Origin of the sequence: Pseudophaeobacter sp. C1-32P7, from assembly GCF_041008775.1 — a bacterium.
GTDB lineage: Bacteria > Pseudomonadota > Alphaproteobacteria > Rhodobacterales > Rhodobacteraceae > Phycobacter > Phycobacter gallaeciensis_A.
Window position 1 is genome coordinate 63,787 of sequence record NZ_JAXGFR010000011.1, and the last position, 21,037, is coordinate 84,823.

Below are 21,037 nucleotides of genomic sequence, written 5' to 3' on the forward strand. Positions count from 1 at the left end.
GAGGGGGGCAGGAAACTGAAGGCGAACAATGAAGCATAATTCCCGGACCGGGGCAAAGGTGCTGGCGATGCAGGGTCTTGCATGGCTGCGCGATGTCTGGCGTATTCTTTTGCATCGCGGGCCAAGCCAGTTTCAATTCTGGATGATAGCCCTGCTGATCGGTATCTCTGCCGGTTTTGCGGCCTTGCTGTTCCGAAAGGGGATTACCGCATTTCAGGCTTGGATCTATGGCGCCGAGGATATTCATTTTCTGCACAGTTTCGCGCAGGATCTGCCGTGGTACATGCTGCTGGTGATCCCCACCGTGGGTGGGCTGGTCGTCGGAATCATCCTGCACAATTTCACCCCCGATGGGCGGGTGCGTTCGGTTGCCGATGTGATCGAAGGGGCGGCAATGCGCAATGGCCGCGTCGAAATCCGCGCCGGGCTTGGGTCGGCCATGGCGTCCTTCCTGACGCTGTCGACCGGCGGATCGGCGGGGCGCGAAGGGCCAGTGGTGCACCTTGCAGGCGTCATTTCCAGCTGGGTCAGCGACCGGATCAAGGCCGATGGCATCACCGGGCGCGATCTTTTGGGCTGTGCGGTGGCAGCGGCAGTTTCTGCGAGCTTCAACGCGCCTATCGCCGGTGCGCTGTTCGCGCTTGAGGTGGTGTTGCGGCATTTTGCTGTGCATGCCTTTGCGCCCATCGCCATCGCCTCGGTCGCGGGCACGGTGATCAACCGGTTGGAATATGGCGATGTCACGGAATTCACGCTGACCACGCCGGGCGCCTTGCAGTTCTATGTGGAGCTACCTGCCTTTTTGATGCTGGGGCTGATTTGTGGACTGGTGGCCGTGGTGCTCATGCGCTCGATTTTTTGGGCAGATCGAGTGGGAACCGATATCCAGACAGCTCTATCGATCCCGCGCTGGCTGCGCCCGGCGGTCTCTGGCTTTCTTCTTGGGGCGATTGCGATCTGGTTTCCGCATATCATCGGGGTTGGCTATGAGACGACGGTACTGGCGCTTACTGGTGGGTTGGTGCTGTCGCAGGCCATCCTGTTCACCGTGGTAAAAACCGCTGCCGTGGCCATCACCATGGGCGGGCGCATGGGGGGCGGGGTGTTTTCACCGTCGCTGATGATCGGGGCGATGACCGGCCTGTCCTTTGGGCTGATCGCGACATCGGTCCTGCCGGAAGTGTCAGGGACGCATACGCTTTATGCCTTTGCGGGCATGGGGGCGGTCGCGGCTGCCGTTCTAGGGGCGCCGATCTCGACCACGCTGATCGTGTTCGAGCTGACCGGAGACTGGCAGATCGGCCTTGCGGTCATGGTTTCGGTCTCCCTGTCGACGGCGCTGGCCTCGCGGCTGGTGGACCGGTCGTTCTTCCTGACACAGCTGGAGCGGCGCAATCTGCATTGCGCGGCCGGGCCGCAGGCCTATCTGCTGGCGCTGTTGCAGGTGGGTGGGTTGATGCGGCCGCTGGGGGATCCGCGCTGCGCCACGCCAGAGGACTGCGCTCCGCTGATTGATCAAGGACTGATGCTGCGCCCCGATCAGTCGCTGGAGGCGGTGCTGCCGGTGTTCGACCGGGCGGATGTGCCGTTCTTGCCGGTGGTTGCTCCGGATGACGTGCCCGCGCCGAGCGATGCTGAGCAGCAGGGCCGCCTTCTTGGGGTGCTCTACCACGTGGATGCGCTGAAGGCCTATAACCGCGCCCTAGTGGCAACGGCTGCAGAGGAACACAGCTAAGACCCGGGGCGGTTCTGGTGTGCCTCAGCTGGCGGGCTGTTTCAGGGTTTCGGTGAGAATCTCACGCAGCCATGCCAATCGGGATGATCCATCGAACCGGCGATGCCAGACCAGATCAAATTCTGCATCCGGAACGCTCAGCGGTAGCGGAGAACTGCTGAACCCCCGGAACGCAGAATTTATTAGCATGGCCGGCAGGGTGGCAACCGTGTCGGTGCCACGGATCACCTCGGCCAGCAGCCAGACATTCGGCACGCTGACGGCAATGTCGCGTGACAGGTTGAGGGCCTCCAGCGCGCTCTGCACGGTGCTTTTGTAGGGGCCGCCGAAATCCAGAGTGGCATGGCTGGCGCCAGAGTAGTCGTAGACGTCCTTTATTGGTCCGCGCACCTCAGGATCGTAAAAGACCCGGAAGCCCTCGGAGAAAAGATGCGCATGGCACAGGGTCGCGGGATAGACTTCGGGGCGGGGGGCAATGGCAAAATCGGCAATCCCACGCTCCAGCAGGTTTTCGGCATTCGCGCTGGGGCCTAGCTCGCGGAACACCATGCGTTTTCTCGGAACTTCCTGCCAGATGCGCGTGCAGGTTCGGTTGACCTCGGGGACAAGAACGCCGCCGTTTGTGGCGATCACAAAAGGATCGGGGTCATTGGCGGGGACGTATTCCCCATGGTCCACCAGCGCATCCATCTGGGCCAACAGGCGTCGGACCTTGGGCACCAGGCGTTCCGCGCGTGGGCTGGGAACGATGCCGCGCCCGGCCTGCACGAACAACTTGTCGCCTATGATGCAGCGCAGTTTTTCCAGGTTATGACTGACGGTGGATTGGCTGATGTTCAGCTGCTCAGCGGCCTTGCTGACGGACATTTCATCGTAAACTGTTAAAAAGACCCGAAGCAGGCGACCACTCAGCTGAGATGTATCTACGTCACGCATTTATTAATTTTTTCTTTCGCTGGATTGGATGAACCGCTTTTTTAAGTAAAGTTAACGGCAACGGGCGTAAATGGGGTGCGGAAGGGAAAATATGCGTACTTATAAATTCGACCCGAAAGAGGTCGAAGTACAAAACAAAACGAGCGAGCAGGACAAAGAACAGGCGGCCCTCGAAGCGTTGGTCAACTACGCAATCGAATGTGCCAGAGACGCAAATGTCTTTGGGTCGGGGGAAGCTCTGGAACAGGCAAAACGGCATTTGGTCCGTTCTGTACTGTTGTAGGGCTGATCTGCTTTCAGGCTGTTGGGCCACTTTGAAATCCTGATATTGGGGCGGTCCTGATGGGCCGCTTTGACCGGCCGCGGGCGCCGGAATAGGTGCCGACCGTGATCTAGCTTCGAGCCCCTCATTGGCAAGGGCACGGAAGTATAGGCGGTCCAAAATTTTGTATAATTGTTAATGATACGCGCAGGTCGCGCGGTACCGCTGTCGGTCAGTTTAAATTTAATGATTGCAATCGGTTCTTCATCGCTTTGAAAACGGCACAGCGCCGGTAAAACGCTGTGCCGCCTAGAAGCTGTGGCATATAACGCGGCCGTGCTGGCCCGGCAGATTCAGATCTGTTCGATCTTCACCGAGTCACTGGGATAAAACGCCAAATAGCCTTTTATTTCGCCCACGTCACTGATTGGGTCCTCATAGCTCCAGACAGCGTCTTCGGTCACCGAGGATTTGTTCACGATGGAAAAATAGGACGCATCGCCCTTGTGCGGGCAATGCGTCGTCTTGCTGCTGGGATCGAGAAAGGCCATGGCGATGTCTTCGCGCGGGAAATAAATGACCGGCGCATGACCCTCTTCGCTCAGCTCCAATGCGCGGTTGGTTTCGCCCAGAATGGCCCCGCCCGAGCGCACCACCCAGGTGCCATCTGCCTTGCGAATTCGGATCTTGCTCATGTGATTTTCCCCATCTCGTCATTGGTATGCATGTCTTGCCCCGGCAATGTAACAGCCGGGTATCAGATCGCCGCAGTCGCCTGATCCAGCCAGGCCTGTGCGGCGGGGCTGATCTGCGGGCGGATTTTCTGGGCGACCTGCGCATGATAAGCATTCAGCCAGTCGCGTTCTTCCCTTGATAGCATATCTGCGTCAATCAGCCGCCGGTCGATCGGGACAAAGGTCAAGGTACGCCAATCCAGCATGTCCCGCTCTGCGTCTCCGCCGGGCAGGTCAGGGGCCTTTTGGGCGACGATCAGGTTCTCGATCCGGATGCCAAAGGCGCCTTCGCGATAATATCCCGGTTCATTGGACAAGATCATGCCGGGCTGCAGCGGTACCGCAGAGGCACGGTTGAGGCGCTGCGGGCCTTCGTGTACGCTGAGGTAGGCGCCGACGCCATGGCCCAGACCATGATTGAAATCCTGCCCGGCCAGCCACAGCGGCATCCGCCCGATGGCCTCGATGTCGCGCCCGGCCAGTCCCTGTGGCCAGCGCAGGCGCGAGATTGCGATCATGCCCTGCAGCACGCGGGTAAAGGCGGTGCGTTCCTCGGCTCCCGGGGCGCCAATGGCAATGGTGCGTGTGATGTCGGTGGTGCCATCCAGATACTGCCCGCCGCTGTCCAGAACCAGCAGATCGCCGTCCTGCAGTACCGTGTCGGTCTCAACCGTGACGCGGTAGTGGATCACGGCGCCATTGGCTCCGGTGCCCGAAATGGTGTCAAAACTGATATCGCGCAGCCTGTCGTCCCGGCGGCGCAGCGTTTCCAGCTGTTTGACCACGTCGATTTCGGTGATGGTGCCAGGGGCCTGGTCGTCGAGCCAAGCCAACAGCTCCACCACAGCGGCGCCATCGCGCAGGTGGGCCGCGGCGCTGCCTTCGATCTCTGCCGCGTTCTTGCAGGCCTTGGGCAGGGCGCAGGGGTCGCCTGTAGGTTGAAGGCGGTCGCCCAGAGTCTCGGCAACGATCTGCGGCAGGCTGTCCCGGTCCACCGCCACGGCGCCATTGAGCGCGCCCACGGCATTCAGGAAACCGGCAGGTGGATGTACGGTTACGCCTGCGCCCAGATGATCCGCCAGCCCCTCCAGTTTCGACGGGTCCATGAACAGGTCCACACGCGCATCACTGTGCAGGATGGCAAAGCCATGGGCGACCGGATTGCGTGGAATGTCTGATCCGCGGATGTTCAGCAGCCACATGATGCTGTCGGGTAGGGTGATCAGGGCGGCCTCTTGTCCGGCCTCACGCAGGCCCTTGGCCAGCCGTCCGCATTTGTCGGCGGCGCTTTCCCCGGCGTAGGCCTCGGGGTGGGCGATGACGGGCTCTGCGGGCGGTGCAGGCTGGTCCTCCCAGATGCGGTCCACCAGGTTTTCACAATCGACAAGCATGATGCCGCTGTCGTCCAGCTGTCTGCGCAGGTCGGCGATCTGGCCGGTGGCGTGCAGCCATGGATCAAACCCGACGCGACCGCCATCCGGCAGCTGTTCCTTCAGCCAATCGTGCAGCTGGACCTCGGGCCAGGGCACCGGGGTATAGACATCAGCGACCTGCTGTTTCACCTGCGTGCGGTAGCGTCCGTCGATGAAGATACCCGCGATATGTGCCATGGCCGCGCAAAACCCTGCGGAGCCTGTAAAGCCGGTCAGCCAGGCAAGCCGGTCGTCCCGCGGGGCGACGTATTCACCCTGATGCGCATCGGCGCGGGGGACAAGGAAGCCATCCAGCGCCTCCCGATCCAGCTCTGCGCGCAGCGCCTGCAGCCGGGGCGGCCCCTGATCCGGGCGGGCGGTGACGTCGAATGACTGAAACATGGGGAGCCTCCTGCGTTGGCGGGTGTCAACCGCGCCAGAGAACAGCGAAGCGGGGCCGGGTGCAACCCGGGAAATTCAGACCGTGTCGACTGATGGGTTCTGAAAGGTCGTTTTGGGGAAGGGCTGGCGCAGGCCGAATTCCAGCAGTTCCAGATGGTCCTGTCCGTAATAGGGATCCCCATCCAGCACATAGGTCGGTGATCCGAACAGATGCATCCCCAGGGCCGCATCGGTATTGGCCTGTAGAACCGCCTGCACATCGGGCGCCATCGCGCTTGCAAGCAGCGGTTCGGGATCAAGCCCGGCGTTTCGTGCAGTCTTTGACAGCTGCTCGGGGTTCATCAGGTCGATATCATCGCGCCAATGCGCCTCAAGCAGCGCATGGGCAAGGGCATCAACGTCCTGTCCCAGACGTTCCGCCATGATCACCATGCCACTGGAAAGAGTCAGGGCGTTGTCATGGTAGGTCGGGCGGTAGGTAATGATCGGAACGCCGCGATAGGCGGCCCAGCGTTCGATCTCGCGTCCGAAGAAGTAATCGACATGCGCCTGACTGCGCCCGGCAAAGGGACGCCCGCCTGCCTGCTCCACCACCGGCGACAACAAAAAGGGGCGGTGGATCAGTTGGCAGTCATGGGCCGCGCAGATTTCTGCCAGCCTCCTGGAGCCAAGATAGGCATAGGCGGAATGGGTGGAGTAGAAATATTCGATCTTGCGCTGCGCCATGCCGGGGCTCTCTTAACTGGCCTTCTTGATGCCCATGACACGGGCGCGGGCGCGCGGGTCGCTGTCAAACAGCGCCGCCAGCTGTTCGGTCATGGCTCCGGCGAGTTGTTCGACATCGGTAATGGTCACCGCGCGGTCGTAGTAGCGGGTGACGTCATGGCCGATGCCGATGGCCAGAAGCTCCACCTGCTTTTTCTTCTCCACCATGGCGATAACATCGCGCAGGTGTTTTTCCAGGAAGTTCGCCGGGTTCACTGACAGGGTAGAATCATCCACCGGCGCGCCGTCGGAAATTACCATCAGGATCTTGCGCGCCTCGGGACGGCCGACCATCCGGCGGTGCGCCCATTCCAGCGCCTCACCGTCGATGTTCTCTTTCAACAGGCCCTCTTTCATCATCAGGCCAAGGTTCGGGTGCGCGCGGCGCCATGGTACATCGGCGCCCTTGTAGATGATGTGGCGCAGATCGTTCAGACGGCCGGGCTGCTGCGGGCGGCCTTCGTTCAGCCAGGCCTCGCGCGCCATGCCGCCCTTCCAGGCGCGGGTGGTAAAGCCGAGGATCTCGACCTTCACGTTGCAGCGTTCAAGGGTGCGGGCGAGAACGTCGGCGCAAATCGCCGCGATCGAGATCGGACGCCCCCGCATCGAGCCGGAGTTGTCGAGAAGCAGCGTCACCACGGTGTCGCGGAACTCGGTATCCTTTTCGCGTTTGAACGACAGCGGGGTGGTCGGGTTGGCGACAACGCGCGCGAGACGGCCTGCGTCCAGAATGCCCTCTTCCAGGTCGAACTCCCAGGAGCGGTTCTGCTGCGCCTGAAGACGGCGCTGCAGCTTGTTGGCAAGGCGGGAAACGGCCCCCTTCAGCGGTTCCAGCTGCTGATCGAGATAGGCGCGCAGGCGCTCCAGCTCGGCTGGTTCGGCCAGATCTTCTGCGGCGATTTCCTCGTCGTGGGTGTCCAGGAACACCTTGTAGTCGGGATCCGCTTCTGAGGCAGGCGGCGGCGGGGGCGGGTCCAGCGGCGCCTCGCCATCGGGCATTTCGGTTTCTTCCGACAGCTCGTCCTCAGCCATCTCGTCCATCGAGACCTGGGCCTGGCTTTCGTCCTGCTGCTGCTCCTGCGCCTGTTCGGCATCCGCATCGGCCTGTTCGTCGTCGGAATCATCTTCGCCGGAGCTGTCGGGATCCTGCTGCTCTTCGGCGTCCTCTTCGGCCTGGTCTTCCTGATCCTCATCCGGCTGATCGGGGTCATCGCCCAGCTGGTCGCCATAGCCGAGATCGGTGATAATCTGGCGGGCAAAGCGGGCGAATTCCGCCTGATCGGCAATCTTCTCTTCGAGGTCGCCGAGCGTTTCACCGGCTTCGGCCTCGATATAGCCGCGCCACAGCTCGGCCACGTTGGCGGCACCTTCGGGCAGCGGGCGGCCCGTGGCCATCTGGCGGACCAGATAGCCGGCAGCAGCGGCCAGCGGCGCCTCGGTCGAGGATTTCATCTGATCATAGCCGCGCCGGATCGCCTCGTTGCGGATCTTGACGTCGATGTTGGAGGCGGTGCCGGGCATGTGGCGTGCGCCCATCGCCTCGCAGCGGGCGGTTTCCATCGCCTCGTACAGATCACGGGCCATCTCGCCTTGCGGTGCGTATTTCGCGTGGACGGCATCGTCGTGGAACTTGTGGCGCAAAGCGAGCGCATCCGCAGTGCCGCGGGCCAACAGCACTTCCTCGCGCGTCATCCGGCGGGAGACCTGCGGCAGGCGCATGGAATCGCCCGAAAGCCCGGCCGGGTCGACCGTGTAGCTGACCGACAGTTCGGAATCGTCGGCCATCACCTTGGTCGCTTCGGCCAGCGCCTTTTTGAACGGATCTGCCGGGTTGTCGGTCGGTTTGCTCATATTTTCGCTCTCACTTCATCGAGGTCGGCTTCATCGGCCGCCAGCCGCGCCAGCAGGTCCACATGCACATCCAGCGCATCTACCACCCTATAGCCCGGATCCTGCCCGTCAAACGCCAGGTTGAGATCGGTGCCCGCCAGCACGATGGCATCGGCGCCCAGACCATCGACCATCCGCTGTCCTGCATCCAGGAACAGCGCCCGCTTTTGCGGCGTGCAAACCCCGGCGACGGCCATGTCCTGATAGCTTTGGCCCAGATCCTCGATCTCATCCTCCAGCGCCACGGCGCGGGTTTTCTTCAATTGCCCATAAAGGCCCGTCTTCATCACCACGCGGGTGCCCAGCAGACCGACGCTGTTCAGCCCCTGTGCCGCAAAATAATAGTCCAGCGGCGTTACGGCCGAGACCAGCGGCAGGGAAGACAGCGCCACTGTTTCGTCGAAACAGAAATGCCCACCCAAAGAGGTGATGGCAACGCAATCGGCCCCGGCGCCGCGCAGACGGTCGATCAGCCCGGCATAGATTTCGGCCTGCGCCGCGCGGTTGTCCGACAGGTTGTTGCGGATCAGCTCCTGCACATCGGCATGGACGATGGTCAGCTCCAGCGGCAGGCCCCGTGCGGCCATCGCCGCCGTCAGCCGCTGGTAATAAACCACCGTGGCCGCAACGCCGATTCCACCGATCAGGCCGATATGCATGGGAGTGTCCTTACCGGGTTCAGGCGACGTTTGCCGCGCTTTCGGGCAGTTCCTCGTCAAAGCAACGCTGATAGAACTCGGCCACGGTTTGACGTTCCAGCTCGTCGCATTTGTTCAGGAACGACAGCCGGAAGGCATAGCCCACGTCGCGGAAAATCTCGGCGTTCTGCGACCAGTTGATCACGGTCCGCGGCGACATCACGGTGGACAGGTCGCCGTTCATGAAGGCGGTCCGGGTCAGATCCGCAACGGTGACCATCTGGCTGACGATCTTGCGGCCCTTCTCGGTGTTGTAATGCGGTGCCTTGGACAGGACGATGGCGGTTTCGGCATCGTGGCTGAGGTAGTTCAGCGTGGAGACCAGCGACCAGCGGTCCATCTGGGCTTGGTTAATCTGCTGGGTGCCGTGATAAAGCCCGGTGGTATCACCCAGACCGACGGTGTTCGCAGTGGCGAACAGGCGGAAGAAGGGGTTCGGGGTGATGATCTCGTTCTGGTCGAGCAGGGTCAGCTTGCCGTCATGCTCCAGAACCCGCTGGATCACGAACATCACGTCGGCACGGCCCGCATCGTATTCGTCGAATACGATGGCAACCGGATTGCGCAGCGCCCAGGGCAAGATGCCTTCGTGGAATTCGGTGACCTGCTTGCCGTCGCGCAGTTTGATGGCGTCCTTGCCGATCAGGTCGATCCGGGAGATGTGGCTGTCGAGGTTGACGCGTACCGAGGGCCAGTTGAGGCGGGAAGCGACCTGTTCGATGTGGGTCGATTTACCCGTGCCGTGATAGCCCTGGATCATCACGCGGCGGTTGTGGCTAAAGCCCGCAAGGATGGCCAGCGTGGTGTCGGGGTCGAACTTATAGGTCGGGTCCAGCGCCGGCACCCGGTCAGAGCCTTCGGCAAAGCCCTTGACGGTCATGTCGGTGTCAATCCCGAACACATCACGGACCGAAATGGTCTCGGTCGGTTTCGCATTCATATCCAGCATGCCGTCGCTCATAGCAGTCGATCCTTATCTCTGTGCCCCGGCGGTCTGGGGGCGTAATTCGGGGGATTGGTGCCCGATCTGACGGAGAAGGGCAAGCGAAAGGTATGTGAGCGGTACAATTGCGCGACGTCTCACCGCGGTGGATGCGTGTTTGGCGGGCTGTGGCAGAGGATATGAGCGTATACGGGGAGCGCTGCAACGGGCTTAGAGCGAAGAATGTACGACGGCCAGATCCTGCATGAAAAAGGGCCCCGGTGGGGCCCTGATCACAAAATGCGCAGATCGGTTATTTGAAGCTGCGGCTCTCTTTCAGCTGGTCCCAGGCCCAGACAACCTCTTGCAGCTGTTCTTCCTGACTGCGGTCGCCGCCGTTCATATCCGGGTGCAGAACCTTGATCAGTTTCTTGTAGGCCTTGCGGATCTCAGCCTTGGACCAGTCGTCACGGGCTTCCAGGATTTCCAGTGCGCGGCGCTCGGTGGCGGGCAGGCGGCGGCCGGATTTCGCGTTCTTGCCGGGGTTGCGGGTGGCATTGGCCCCCAGCACCTGATGCGGGTCCTCGATGCCCAGGCGCGCCCAAGCGCGGGCCTCGGGGTCGCCCATCGGGCGGGTCTGACGTTCCCAGACCTTGTCTTTGGAGGCCTGTGCGTTCAATTCAGCCTCGGTCGTGCCCTGGAAGAAGTTCCATTTCTGATTGTATTCCCGGATATGTTCCTGACAGAACCAGACGTATTCATCCAGCACATCGGGGGCTTTGGGGGCGCGGAACTTGCCGGCTTCCTCGCAGCCGTCTTTGGCGCAGGTTCGCACCGATGTTTCTGAGGCTCCGGATACGGCACGTCGCCCGCGTGGGTTTTTCTTTTTCGCGGAGCGGACGGACATATCGAAACCAAAGGGATCTGATTTGCTCATGGGGCGCACCTTCTAGACGGATCTGCTCGACTCGGAGCAAGCAGTTTAGTCTAAGGGGCAGAAGATAGAAGGGGGGAGGGGAAATTTTTATGAGAGTGAGCGGAAAATGAGCGTGAAGAGCGAAATGGAAATGCGCCTGCAAGAGGCGTTCCAGCCCAGCCATCTGGAGGTCGTCGACGACAGCGACAGCCATATCGGACATGCCGGTCATGACGGTGCGGGTGAAAGTCACTTTAATGTGAAAATCCGCGCTGCGGCCTTCACCGGGATGAACCGGGTTCAGCAGCACCGCGCGGTCCACAAGGCATTGGGCGATATCGTGCCGCGTATTCACGCGCTGGCGCTGGATATCGGCAGTTAAGCACGGCTTATTGCGCCCCAGGCGGGCGCGGTATCCTCAGCGGGTTCCGGAGTCGTCTTCGGGATCGCCTGTCGGTTTTTCAGGCAGATCGCGCGTCGCTGACAGGCTGGCCCGGGTTTTGAGCGCGGTCGTCACGCCGGACACCGGGCTGAGCTCCTCGACGCCATCGTCGCCCTGCATCTGCGCCGCGCCGGGACCGGGAACAGGCGTTGCGCCCACTGGGGCTTCGGGATCGCCAGCGGTAGCCGTCAGCGGCGGGGCGGCATGGGTTGCTTCGGCCGGATCTGCTTCGGAGGGCTGCTGCGCGGGGGCGGCAGCCAGCGCGCGGCGGAAAATCATCACGTTGCGCCAGTTGGTTGTCGATCCGGTCAGCCCGGAACGTTCGTCCGAGGGCAGCAGTTCTGCGCGCTGGTATTCCCAGCCTTCAGCGGCCATCTGGTTAAGGGTGATCTCGACCGAGTGGGCAAAGCGATCCTCGGGGGTTTTCACGCCCTTAGCCTTGGTGCCCTTATGCGGGGCGGGAACCACTTTGTATTCATAAGGCTGCATGCCGGACTCCTGACGACTAGCCCGAAGGTTTAGCGGATGCAGGCGAGGGGTCAAGCTGCGCTGCCGGAACGCGGCGCAGGCCGTGACATTCTCTCTACATCTGCGACAGCGGCAGGGCGCCGCGCGGTGGGGGCGGTTACTTCTTCGCAGCCAGCTGCGCCAGGGTCAGGCAGACGTTCGTCGCCGCGGCCATGTCCTGCACCGAAACCCATTCCAGCGGGCCGTGCACGCATTGCATGCCGCAGAAGATATTCGGCGTCGGCACGCCAAGCTCGGTCAGGCGCGAGCCATCGGTGCCGCCGCGGATCGGGATCGAGATCGGCTCGATCCCATTGGCCTTGCAGGCCTCCAGCGCCAGATCCACCGGGGTCATGTCATCCTCCAGCCAGTAACGCATGTTGCGATACTGCGGGTAGATCTCGCAGGTGATCTCCGCGCGCGGCTCGCTTGCCTGCACGGCGTCGCAGACCTTGCGCAAGAGATCACCCTTGGCGGCCAGCCCGTCACGTTCAAAATCGCGCAGGATCAGCTTGATCTCCATCTCGGAGGAACCACCGTTCATGTCGGTCACATGCAGGAAACCCTCGCGCTCATCGGTCGTTTCCGGCGTCATCGTGGCCTGGGGCAGGGTCTGGATGATCTTGGAGGCCAGATGCGCTGCGTTGACCATCTTCTCCTTGGCCCAGCCGGGGTGGATCGACACGCCCTTGATCGTCACCACGGCGCGGTCAGCCGAGAAGCTTTCATAGATGATCTCACCCACATCGCTGCCATCCAGCGTATAGGCGAAATCGACGCCAAGATCCTTGGGCAGTTGCGGATCGACGCCGCGGCCGATCTCTTCGTCCGGGGTAAAGGCGATGCGGATGGGGCCATGGGGGATGTCTGGATTGTCGATCAGGTGCTGCGCCAGCGTCATCACCACGGCAACGCCCGCCTTGTCATCGGCGCCGAGCAGGGTGGTGCCCGAGGCGGTGATCAGGTCATGCCCTTCCTTGCCCGCCAGATAGGGGTGATCCTTGGGCGAGAGCACCAGATCGGGATTGTCGGGATATGTGATGTCGCCGCCATTATAACCCTTGATCACGCGTGGCTTGACCCCTGTGGCGTTGAACTGCGGCGCGGTGTCCACATGGGCGAGGAACCCCACGGTCGGCCCCTCTGCCGTGCCGGGCACGGTGGCGAGTACCGTGCCGTATTCGGTCAGCTCCACATCCTGCGCGCCGATCTCTTTCAACTCCTCGACCATCAGGTTCAGCATATCGAATTGGATCGCGGTGCTGGGAGAGGAGGGCGAGGTCTCATCGCTTTGACTGTCGATGGCGGCATAGCGCACCAAGCGGTCCTGAAGGGCCTGATCGAATTGGGTTTTCATGGGGTGCTCCGTAGAGAGGTGTTCGTTGGGCGGCAGGCTGGGCCAGAGCGCAGCAAGGGTCAAGGGCAGGCTTGCAACCTAAAGGGAGTGCGGGTGGCGCGAGTTGGGAGCGGCGGGAGACCTGGGGCGCGCCAATGTGATAGCCTGCAGTCCGCCATTGCAGGGAAATTGCAGGACCGCGTCAGAGTCCTGAACAGCCGCGGACCTAGGCCACTTGCTTGGCCAAAGGGGAAAGCAGTTGGAAAAAGAGCCTGTTGATGTCCGGCTATCAAACAAGAAGGGCAGTGCCCGACCGGGGGGCGGGCGGGGGCTGCCCGGTCTGGCGACCGGGCGTAAGGGCACAACGAAAAAGGCGCCCCGGATGGAGCGCCTTTCATAGTTGTTGTACTTTGGCTTAGCCCAGTTTCTTGGCGACCAGCTCGTTCACCGCCTTGGGGTTGGCCTTGCCGCCGGTGGCCTTCATCACCTGACCAACGAACCAGCCCGCCAGTTTCGGGTTCACTTTGGCCTTTTCCACCTGCGCGGGGTTGGCGGCGATGATCTCGTCCAGTGCGGTCTCAATCGCACCGGTGTCGGTCACCTGCTTCATGCCGCGCTCTTCGACGATCTTCGCGGGGTCGCCACCTTCGGTGTAGACGATCTCGAACAGGTCCTTGGCGATCTTGCCGGAAATGGCGTCTGAGGAAATCAGGTCAATGATTCCGCCCAGTTGCGCCGGGGATACCGGGCTGTCGGTAATGTCGTGGTCTTCTTTCTTCAGGCGGCCAAACAGCTCGTTGATCACCCAGTTGGCGGCCAGCTTGCCGTTGCGGCCCTTGGCGACCTCGTCGAAATAGGCCGCCGATTCCACGTCTGCGGTCAGCACCGAGGCATCATAATCGGTGAGGCCGAAGTCCGCGATAAAGCGGGCCTTTTTCTCGTCCGGCAGCTCGGGCAGGTTGGCGGCGATACCGTCTACCCAGTCCTGTTCGATCTCCAGCGGCAGCAGGTCGGGATCGGGGAAATATCGATAATCATGCGCTTCTTCCTTGGAGCGCATCGAGCGGGTCTCACCCTTGTCCGGATCGTAAAGACGGGTTTCCTGCTCGACCTTGCCGCCACCTTCGACGATGGCGATCTGACGGCGGGCTTCAACCTCGATCGCCTGCTGGATAAAACGCATGGAGTTCATGTTCTTGATCTCGCAGCGGGTGCCGAGATGCGAGAAATCCTGGGTTTCCTGGTATTTCTCATAGGCGCCCGGCAGGCAGATAGACACGTTGACGTCGGCGCGCAGGTTGCCGTTCTGCATGTTGCCATCGCAGGTGCCGAGGTAACGCATGATCTGGCGCAGCTTGGCGATATAGGCGGCGGCCTCTTCTGGGCCACGGATGTCGGGGCGCGAGACGATCTCCATCAGGCAGACGCCGGTCCGGTTGAGATCGACAAAGGACATGTTGGGGTCCATGTCGTGGATCGATTTGCCCGCGTCCTGCTCCATGTGGATACGTTCGATGCGCACCATGCGCGCGGTGCCATCGCCCAGTTCCACCAGAACTTCGCCTTCGCCGACGATGGGGTGGTAGAGCTGCGAAATCTGATAGCCCTGCGGCAGGTCGGGGTAGAAGTAGTTCTTGCGGTCAAAGGCGGACCATAGGTTGATATCCGCCTTGAGGCCCAGCCCGGTGCGCACCGCCTGTTCGACGCAATATTCGTTGATCACCGGCAGCATGCCGGGCATCGCCGCATCAACGAAAGAGACGTTGGAGTTCGGCTCGGCGCCGAATTGGGTCGAGGCGCCAGAGAAGAGTTTCGCATTGGAGCTGACCTGGGCATGTACCTCCATGCCGATGACCAGTTCCCAGTCATGCTTGGCGCCCGAGATTACCTTGGGCTTGGGGAGTTCATATGTCAGGTCGAGCATGGGTGCCGGCTCCTAATATCTGGTTTGCCCAGCGTTCTAGGGCTGCCGGGCGCGAGGAGCAAGAGGCAATGGCGGCAGCGCCCCTGTGGCCTGCAGTTTAGTTCAAAGTGTCTCTTTTAAATGTCCGGCCCGGATGGACGCGGATCGTGCCCATCGCTTCGGGCCGTGGCTTTCCCGCCGGGATAACAAAATCAGGGCTATTCGACGCCGAGAAGGAGCCTCTGCCCAGATGACTACCTCGCCCTAAGCGAAAAATTGGAAACATCAAAGACTCGATAGGGTTGTGTTGATGAGCGCAAATGCACCCTGTGCGGGTTTTTGCTGACGCATGGCAAATACCACATTCAACAGAGGACACCGGCGATATGGCGAATATTAAAACTGGAACAGACGCAGACGATATCCTTTTCGGAACCGCTTACGATGATGTGATCGATGGCGGTCTTGGCAACGACACCCTCTACGCGGGAAGTGGCTCTGACAGGCTGACTGGCGGTGCTGGTGCTAACCATTTTGCCTTCCGCTCCGGCGATGGGATGGACACGATCACCGATTTTGTCGATGGACAGGATACGCTGGAAATTCGGGGCGCGGCCTGGTCCGATGTCACGATTTCCTCGGTCGAGGGCGGTACCCTTGTGACCTATGGCGAAGGTGATAGTTTCTTCCTGCAAAACGTCGATGCCGCCAATATCGACCAATCGGACTTTACCCTGGTGGATCCCGATAGCGCTGACGTGATCGAATACAACACGCTTTACGGGCCTCTGAACACCGTCGTGATCGGCGGTGCCGGGATCGACACACTGAGGTTTACCGGCCCCTACAATGCCTCCATCGGTGCGAATGCGCAGCTGATCGACATTGAGCAGATCCAGCTGGGCGATGCGGAGACACCGGGCCATTTGCGGGTTGAGTCCGGCGGCTCCTACAATTTCAGCGCGATTACTTTCCTCGACAGCACCGGCGATATCTTTGTCGATGGCACGTTGGCGACCAAGGTCACCGGCAGTGCCCAGAACGACAGTATCATCAGCAGCTACGGTGACGACACGTTGGATGGCGGCCTTGGCGATGACTACATCTGGGGTGATGCTGGGGATGATCGCATCTTTGGACGCGATGGCGATGATCACCTGGTCGGCAGCTCTGGCGACGACCTTCTCTCCGGCAGCAATGGCAGTGACACTCTGGATGGTGGCGAGGGCCGCGATTCCCTGTACGGGGGCGGCGGCGATGATCTCATCCTGCACGAGACGGCGGAAGGGCGCCTGGATGGCGTCGTGAGCGGTGGCTCCGGGATCGACACGCTGAAATTCACCGGCAGCGACAACAACCGCATCAGCGCGGATGCAGAGCTGCGCGGTATCGAGCAGATCCAGCTGGGGGTTGCCGGGCAAGACGAAGGCCTGCGCCTGGAGGCCGGCGGCAGCTATGACTTCAGCGAGATGACATTCCTCTACAGCAACCGCTTCATCACCATCGACGGTATCGAGGCGAGCAACCTTATCGGCAGCGCCCAGGACGATATCATCTCCAGCAACTATGGCGCTGACACGCTGGATGGCGGACTTGGCAATGACTACATCTGGGCCGATGGCGGCAACGATGTTGTTTATGGCGGATCAGGGAGTGACGAGCTGCTGGGCAACTTTGGCGAGGATGCGCTGTTTGGTGGCGCGGGTCATGACAGCCTTGACGGGGGTGTTGGACACGACACGCTGGATGGCGGGGCAGGCGATGACAATCTGCTTGGCGGGGATGGTAACGACGTTCTCACGGGTGGTGATGGCTTTGATTACCTGATTGGCGGTGACGGCGACGATGTGATCAGCGGCGGTGCCGACTTTGACTATTTGGCTGGCGGTACCGGCAATGACATCCTGAGCGGCGGCGTCGGTTTCGATGTCTTCGCCTTTGAGCAAGGCGACAACGCTGACGTCATCACCGATTTCGAAGTGGGTGTCGACTTGCTGGAAATGCAGGGTGTAACCCGGGGGGACATCACCATCACCTCGGTGGTCGATGGCACGTTGGTTGGCTATGGCGCGGGCGATACGGTGCTGCTTGAAAATGTCAGTGCCTCTGAACTCAGCTGGGATGACTTCATCTACTTCTGAGCGCCCTGACGGCTGAAAAATGGCGGATGCGCGCAGGTGCATTCGTCACCCCCTTGGCGGCTCCTGTCGCCAAGGCTAAGAAGGGTCTCCCCGCGCCATGACCGCGCCAAGGAAGAGGACCCCGCCCGTGGATACATCGCCCGAGATCAGCGCCCGCATCGCCCAGACCATCGCAACCGAAATCGGCGCTGCCGCCAAACAGGTCAGCGCCGCCGTGCAGTTGTTGGATGAGGGTGCGACGGTGCCTTTTGTCGCCCGCTACCGCAAAGAGGTGACCGGCGGGCTGGACGATACCCAGCTGCGTACCCTGGACGAGCGCCTATCCTACCTGCGGGAGCTGGAATCGCGCCGGGGAACCATTCTCGAATCGATCCGCAGTCAGGACAAGTTGACCGATGATCTGGCAGCCAAGATTGCCAAGGCCGAGACCAAGGCGCAGCTTGAAGATATCTATCTGCCCTACAAGCCCAAGCGTCGTACCAAGGCGATGATCGCGCGGGAAAACGGGCTGGAACCATTGGCCGAGGCGATCCTTGCCGACCGCAACCTTGAGCCCGAGGCGTTGGCCGAAGGCTATATCACCGAGGCGGTGGCGACGGTGAAGGATGCCCTGAACGGTGCGCGCGATATCCTGACCGAGCGCCTGACCGAGAACGCCGACCTTCTGGGGCGTCTGCGGGAGTTCCTGCAGCGCGACGCACTGCTGACCGCACGGGTGGTCGAAGGCAAGGAGCAGGAAGGCGCCAAATTCTCTGATTATTTCGATCATCGCGAACGCTGGGCCGATGTACCCTCGCACCGGGCGCTGGCGATGCTGCGCGGCTCGAACGAAGGGGTTCTGACGCTGGATATCGGCCCCGACCCGGAAGAGGGCGTGGCAAAGGCCGAGGCCATGGTGGCCGCAGTTCTGGGGGCTGGCGGCGATGGGCCCGGCGACAAATGGCTGCGCAAGGTCGCAGGCTGGACCTGGAGGGTGAAACTGTCGCTGTCGATGATGCTGGAACTGATGGGCGATCTGCGCGCCAGGGCGCAGGAGGATGCGATCCAGGTCTTTGCCCGCAACCTCAAGGATCTCCTCTTCGCAGCGCCAGCCGGTGCGCGGCCGACCCTCGGGCTGGACCCGGGCATTCGCACCGGCGTCAAGGCGGCAGTGGTTGATGCGACCGGGAAATTGGTGGCCACAGAGACGCTGTATCCGTTTCAGCCCAAGAACGATCTGCGCGGGGCGCAGGTATCGATCCTGAAGCTGATCGCGGAGCACGGCGTCGAGCTGATCGCCATCGGCAATGGTACCGCCTCTCGCGAGACCGAGCGGATGGTGGCCGAGGTGCTGAAGAACCTGCCGGCCAAGATCAAGGCGCCGACCAAGGTGGTGGTCTCCGAAGCGGGCGCCTCGGTCTATTCCGCCTCCGAACTGGCGGCGCGGGAATTTCCCGATCTCGATGTTTCCTTGCGCGGCGCGGTTTCCATTGCCCGCCGTCTGCAGGACCCGTTGGCCGAATTGGTGAAGATCGAGCCTAAGAGCATCGGCGTTGGCCAGTACCAGCACGATGTCGATCAGCACAAACTGTCGAAATCACTGGAGGCGGTGATCGAGGATGTGGTGAACGCCGTTGGCGTCGACCTCAACATGGCTTCGGCGCCGCTTCTGGCGCATGTCTCGGGGCTTGGACCCGGGCTGGCCGAGGCGATCGTGGCGCATCGGGATGCCGCCGGGGCGTTCCAGTCCCGAAAGGAGCTGCTGAAGGTTGCGCGGCTTGGCCCCAAGGCTTTTGAACAATGCGCGGGCTTCCTGCGTATCCGGGACGGCAAGGAGCCGCTGGATGCATCCTCTGTGCACCCCGAGGCTTACGGCGTTGCGCGCAAGATTGTGACGGCCTGCGGGCGGGATATCCGTCAGATCATGGGGGACAATACCGCCCTGCGCGGCATCCGCGCCGAAGACTTCGTCGATGAGAGCTTTGGCCTGCCTACGGTGCGCGACATCCTGAGCGAGTTGGAAAAACCCGGCCGCGATCCGCGCCCCAGTTTTGTCACTGCTTCCTTTACCGACGGGGTTGAGGAGATCACCGATCTGAAACCCGGCATGGTGCTGGAAGGTACGGTGACCAATGTCGCGGCCTTTGGCGCCTTCGTGGACATTGGCGTGCATCAGGACGGCCTGGTGCATGTCAGCCAACTGGCCGACCGGTTCGTGAAGGACCCGCACGAGGTGGTGAAAGCCGGGCAGGTGGTGAAGGTCACCGTGACCGAGGTGGACGTGCCGCGTAAACGGATCGCCCTGACGATGAAAAAGGACGGCGGCGCGTCGGCCCGGGAAAACCGCAAGGAACGCGGCGCTGGTCCGGGGCAGGGGCCGGGCAACCGTCGCGGTGGCAAACCGCCTGCGCGGGGGAAGATGACGGCTGGCCCCAAGGGCAAAACGGCGCAGGAGAAAGGTGGCGCCACCGGCGCGCTGGGCGCAGCACTGATGGATGCCTTCAAGAAAACCTGAACGTCGGGTGAAGCCGCAACGCAAAAGGCCGGGCATGTCCCGGCCTTTTCTGTGTCTGTTGACAGTGCTGCGTTGCCCGAGGGCGCGCGCCTAGCCGGTGGTCACGTGCAGCCCGTCCGGCGTGATGGCGATCTTCTGGCCATGGGCGATCTCATCCCGGAAAATCTGCGCGATAAAGCTCATAGCCTGTGCTTGCCCGCGGGCCGAGAAGCGGCGCAGCGAGGTAACCCGGGCGCTGTTGTCAAACCCGTTCGCCGCATGGGCCCAGATCAGGGGATGTACTTCGCGCAAGTGGTCGCGGATCAGCCAGCTGGCGGCGCTTGCGATTTCCTGCCGGGGCGTCTGCGGCGTCGTGCCATCCATCTGCGCGCCGCCCAGTGCCACCGCGCAATAGGCGCTGAGAAGGTTCGCCATATCCTGCGAGGGATGGGTGGCCAGGATGTCCTTCAGCCCGTCGATGAAAAACTGCGGATCGACCAGGGCCCCGGCTGCCGAGTCGGTGGCAAGGGCGTCGAAATAGACCCAAGTGTAGCCACCGGAGCCCCAGATATCCTGCGTGCGCGAAGCGGTGCGGCGGGCCTCCAGCTCCAGCGCCGGATAGGAACCGGAGCAACGTGGCAGCATCTGAAGCCCAAGGGCGCGCATGGGGCGGTGGTTCCGCGGTGCCAGATCGATCAGCCGGGCATAGGCATCGGCCACATGCAGCGTTTCGGAGCGGCGGGCGGCAAAGAGCGCGCAGTCCGCCGCTGCAAGGAAGGCGCTGCCGGGCAGACCGGGCGCGATGCCCGATAGCAGCGTGGCAGCGCGTTCAAAATGGGCGGCGCAGCGCCGTAGGTGTACCTTGGAGACGGTTTCCTCAAGTCCCGGACCTCGCCAGACCCAGCCGATATCGATATGGGCCAGCGCGATCAGCGCGGTCAGATAGGGGTCTTTGCGGTGATCCTTGCGGATGGCCTCTAGTGCCATCACCCCGTCGATAAGCTGCCGTTGATCGCGTGGCTGCCCATCGTTCAGGGCATGTTCCACCGCGTTGACCACATCGGCGCGTGCGCCATAGGCCAGAAGCTCGGCTTCGGGCATGCCGCCGGGAGTGGTGAACCGTGCCTGATCGGCCTCTGCGATCCGGTCCGAGAGCTCCTGCCAGCGCTCTTGTCGGGCAAGGAACTGCCCCTCCTTCTGCAAGGCACAGCAGGCGGTATCCTCGTCGCTCTCAGTGCAGATCGAGATCGACAGGCTATCCTCCGGACGCGCATAGTGGGCCGCTGGCTCAGCGCGCACTGAGGCCGGTGCCGCAACGGCGGTCGTGGCGTCGCGTCGTTTCAGCCGGTCAGGCAGGGAAACGGGGAGGCGGGACAGGATATCCAAAAGTTGAAAGGGGGATCTTGGCATTCTCGTTTCCGGCGAATTGGTACTGCTTCGTCCCTCGCAAACTGATGGCGCATTGCGGCGCAAAAATGGCAGCTCTGGGGAACTGAAGGAGCCGATCCGGAAAAACGGGAGAGGTCCTTTCGAAAAGGTATAACGAACAGGGTAAACCTGTAA

At 61.9% G+C, this 21,037-nt stretch carries 17 protein-coding genes; 5 read left to right on the forward strand and 12 right to left on the reverse strand.

Annotated elements, in window-relative coordinates; translation table 11 throughout:
* Positions 1–28 precede the first annotated feature (28 nt).
* Positions 29–1,735: a chloride channel protein gene (locus SM763_RS15980; protein ID WP_368999145.1), complete on the forward strand. Its 1,707-nt coding sequence runs from the start codon at positions 29–31 to the stop codon at positions 1,733–1,735.
* A gap of 24 nt (positions 1,736–1,759) precedes the next feature.
* Here the strand turns inward: SM763_RS15980 and SM763_RS15985 are convergent, their stop codons facing one another.
* A complete protein-coding gene (locus SM763_RS15985; RefSeq protein WP_274836699.1) occupies positions 1,760–2,671 on the reverse strand; it encodes a LysR family transcriptional regulator in 912 nt (303 codons plus the stop codon).
* A 91-nt stretch (positions 2,672–2,762) separates the two neighbouring features.
* Between SM763_RS15985 and SM763_RS15990 the strand changes: the two genes are divergently transcribed.
* Positions 2,763–2,954, forward strand: a complete 192-nt coding sequence (locus tag SM763_RS15990; RefSeq protein WP_065273789.1) for a hypothetical protein — start codon at positions 2,763–2,765, stop codon at positions 2,952–2,954.
* A gap of 332 nt (positions 2,955–3,286) precedes the next feature.
* Here SM763_RS15990 and SM763_RS15995 read toward each other — a convergent pair whose 3' ends face one another.
* From SM763_RS15995 to SM763_RS16025, 7 genes are all read right to left on the reverse strand, one after another.
* A complete protein-coding gene (locus SM763_RS15995; RefSeq protein WP_368999146.1) occupies positions 3,287–3,628 on the reverse strand; it encodes a DUF427 domain-containing protein in 342 nt (113 codons plus the stop codon).
* A 62-nt stretch (positions 3,629–3,690) separates the two neighbouring features.
* Positions 3,691–5,481, reverse strand: coding sequence for an aminopeptidase P family protein (locus SM763_RS16000; RefSeq protein WP_368999147.1), 1,791 nt, complete (start codon positions 5,479–5,481; stop codon positions 3,691–3,693).
* Between the two features lie 75 nt (positions 5,482–5,556).
* Positions 5,557–6,207: a 2-hydroxychromene-2-carboxylate isomerase gene (locus SM763_RS16005; protein WP_368999148.1), complete on the reverse strand. Its 651-nt coding sequence runs from the start codon at positions 6,205–6,207 to the stop codon at positions 5,557–5,559.
* A gap of 12 nt (positions 6,208–6,219) precedes the next feature.
* Positions 6,220–8,097, reverse strand: coding sequence for a cobaltochelatase subunit CobT (gene cobT / locus SM763_RS16010; protein WP_065273065.1), 1,878 nt, complete (start codon positions 8,095–8,097; stop codon positions 6,220–6,222).
* Entirely contained in the window at positions 8,094–8,795 is a 702-nt protein-coding gene (locus tag SM763_RS16015; protein ID WP_368999149.1) for an aspartate/glutamate racemase family protein, read from the reverse strand. Before SM763_RS16015 ends, cobT begins: the two co-directional genes overlap by 4 nt.
* A 19-nt stretch (positions 8,796–8,814) precedes the next feature.
* Complete coding sequence (gene cobS, locus SM763_RS16020) at positions 8,815–9,795, reverse strand: cobaltochelatase subunit CobS (protein ID WP_065273067.1); 981 nt, start codon at positions 9,793–9,795, stop codon at positions 8,815–8,817.
* A 274-nt stretch (positions 9,796–10,069) separates the two neighbouring features.
* On the reverse strand, positions 10,070–10,693 hold the full coding sequence (locus SM763_RS16025) for a J domain-containing protein (RefSeq protein ID WP_065273068.1): 624 nt from the start codon (positions 10,691–10,693) through the stop codon (positions 10,070–10,072).
* A 106-nt stretch (positions 10,694–10,799) separates the two neighbouring features.
* Here SM763_RS16025 and SM763_RS16030 point away from each other — a divergent pair, with 106 nt between their 5' ends.
* Positions 10,800–11,054 carry a BolA family protein gene (locus SM763_RS16030; RefSeq protein WP_368999150.1) on the forward strand — a complete coding sequence of 85 codons (255 nt, stop codon included), beginning with the start codon at positions 10,800–10,802 and terminating at the stop codon, positions 11,052–11,054.
* 36 nt (positions 11,055–11,090) lie between these two features.
* On the opposite strand, the gene SM763_RS16035 is transcribed toward SM763_RS16030, so the two are convergent.
* From SM763_RS16035 to gatB, 3 genes are all read right to left on the reverse strand, one after another.
* The gene (locus tag SM763_RS16035; RefSeq protein WP_368999151.1) at positions 11,091–11,603 is read right to left on the reverse strand and encodes a DUF4177 domain-containing protein; all 513 of its coding nucleotides are present in this window, start codon (positions 11,601–11,603) and stop codon (positions 11,091–11,093) included.
* 136 nt (positions 11,604–11,739) lie between these two features.
* The gene (pepT, locus tag SM763_RS16040) at positions 11,740–12,978 is read right to left on the reverse strand and encodes a peptidase T (protein ID WP_368999152.1); all 1,239 of its coding nucleotides are present in this window, start codon (positions 12,976–12,978) and stop codon (positions 11,740–11,742) included.
* A gap of 394 nt (positions 12,979–13,372) precedes the next feature.
* Positions 13,373–14,881 (reverse strand): Asp-tRNA(Asn)/Glu-tRNA(Gln) amidotransferase subunit GatB, encoded by a 1,509-nt coding sequence (gene gatB, locus SM763_RS16045; RefSeq protein ID WP_368999153.1) that lies wholly within the window; start codon positions 14,879–14,881, stop codon positions 13,373–13,375.
* A gap of 365 nt (positions 14,882–15,246) precedes the next feature.
* Between gatB and SM763_RS16050 the strand changes: the two genes are divergently transcribed.
* Positions 15,247–17,001, forward strand: a complete 1,755-nt coding sequence (locus SM763_RS16050; RefSeq protein WP_368999154.1) for a calcium-binding protein — start codon at positions 15,247–15,249, stop codon at positions 16,999–17,001.
* 127 nt (positions 17,002–17,128) lie between these two features.
* On the forward strand, positions 17,129–19,495 hold the full coding sequence (locus tag SM763_RS16055) for a Tex family protein (protein WP_368999155.1): 2,367 nt from the start codon (positions 17,129–17,131) through the stop codon (positions 19,493–19,495).
* Positions 19,496–19,585: 90 nt separating this feature from the next.
* Here SM763_RS16055 and SM763_RS16060 read toward each other — a convergent pair whose 3' ends face one another.
* Positions 19,586–20,884: a hypothetical protein gene (locus SM763_RS16060; RefSeq protein ID WP_368999156.1), complete on the reverse strand. Its 1,299-nt coding sequence runs from the start codon at positions 20,882–20,884 to the stop codon at positions 19,586–19,588.
* Positions 20,885–21,037: the final 153 nt, after the last annotated feature.

Excerpts from the sequence above, each read along its gene's own strand:
- SM763_RS16025 (WP_065273068.1), bottom strand. The coding sequence starts at position 10,693 with ATGAGCAAATCAGATCCCTTTGGTTTCGATATGTCCGTCCGCTCCGCG.
- SM763_RS16005 (WP_368999148.1), bottom strand. The coding sequence starts at position 6,207 with ATGGCGCAGCGCAAGATCGAATATTTCTACTCCACCCATTCCGCCTAT.
- SM763_RS15985 (WP_274836699.1), bottom strand. The coding sequence starts at position 2,671 with ATGCGTGACGTAGATACATCTCAGCTGAGTGGTCGCCTGCTTCGGGTC.
- SM763_RS15980 (WP_368999145.1), top strand. The coding sequence starts at position 29 with ATGAAGCATAATTCCCGGACCGGGGCAAAGGTGCTGGCGATGCAGGGT.
- pepT (WP_368999152.1), bottom strand. The coding sequence starts at position 12,978 with ATGAAAACCCAATTCGATCAGGCCCTTCAGGACCGCTTGGTGCGCTAT.
- SM763_RS16030 (WP_368999150.1), top strand. The coding sequence starts at position 10,800 with ATGAGCGTGAAGAGCGAAATGGAAATGCGCCTGCAAGAGGCGTTCCAG.
- cobT (WP_065273065.1), bottom strand. The coding sequence starts at position 8,097 with ATGAGCAAACCGACCGACAACCCGGCAGATCCGTTCAAAAAGGCGCTG.
- SM763_RS16015 (WP_368999149.1), bottom strand. The coding sequence starts at position 8,795 with ATGCATATCGGCCTGATCGGTGGAATCGGCGTTGCGGCCACGGTGGTT.
- SM763_RS15995 (WP_368999146.1), bottom strand. The coding sequence starts at position 3,628 with ATGAGCAAGATCCGAATTCGCAAGGCAGATGGCACCTGGGTGGTGCGC.
- SM763_RS16050 (WP_368999154.1), top strand. The coding sequence starts at position 15,247 with ATGGCGAATATTAAAACTGGAACAGACGCAGACGATATCCTTTTCGGA.
- cobS (WP_065273067.1), bottom strand. The coding sequence starts at position 9,795 with ATGAGCGACGGCATGCTGGATATGAATGCGAAACCGACCGAGACCATT.
- SM763_RS16035 (WP_368999151.1), bottom strand. The coding sequence starts at position 11,603 with ATGCAGCCTTATGAATACAAAGTGGTTCCCGCCCCGCATAAGGGCACC.
- gatB (WP_368999153.1), bottom strand. The coding sequence starts at position 14,881 with ATGCTCGACCTGACATATGAACTCCCCAAGCCCAAGGTAATCTCGGGC.
- SM763_RS16000 (WP_368999147.1), bottom strand. The coding sequence starts at position 5,481 with ATGTTTCAGTCATTCGACGTCACCGCCCGCCCGGATCAGGGGCCGCCC.
- SM763_RS15990 (WP_065273789.1), top strand. The coding sequence starts at position 2,763 with ATGCGTACTTATAAATTCGACCCGAAAGAGGTCGAAGTACAAAACAAA.
- SM763_RS16060 (WP_368999156.1), bottom strand. The coding sequence starts at position 20,884 with ATGCCAAGATCCCCCTTTCAACTTTTGGATATCCTGTCCCGCCTCCCC.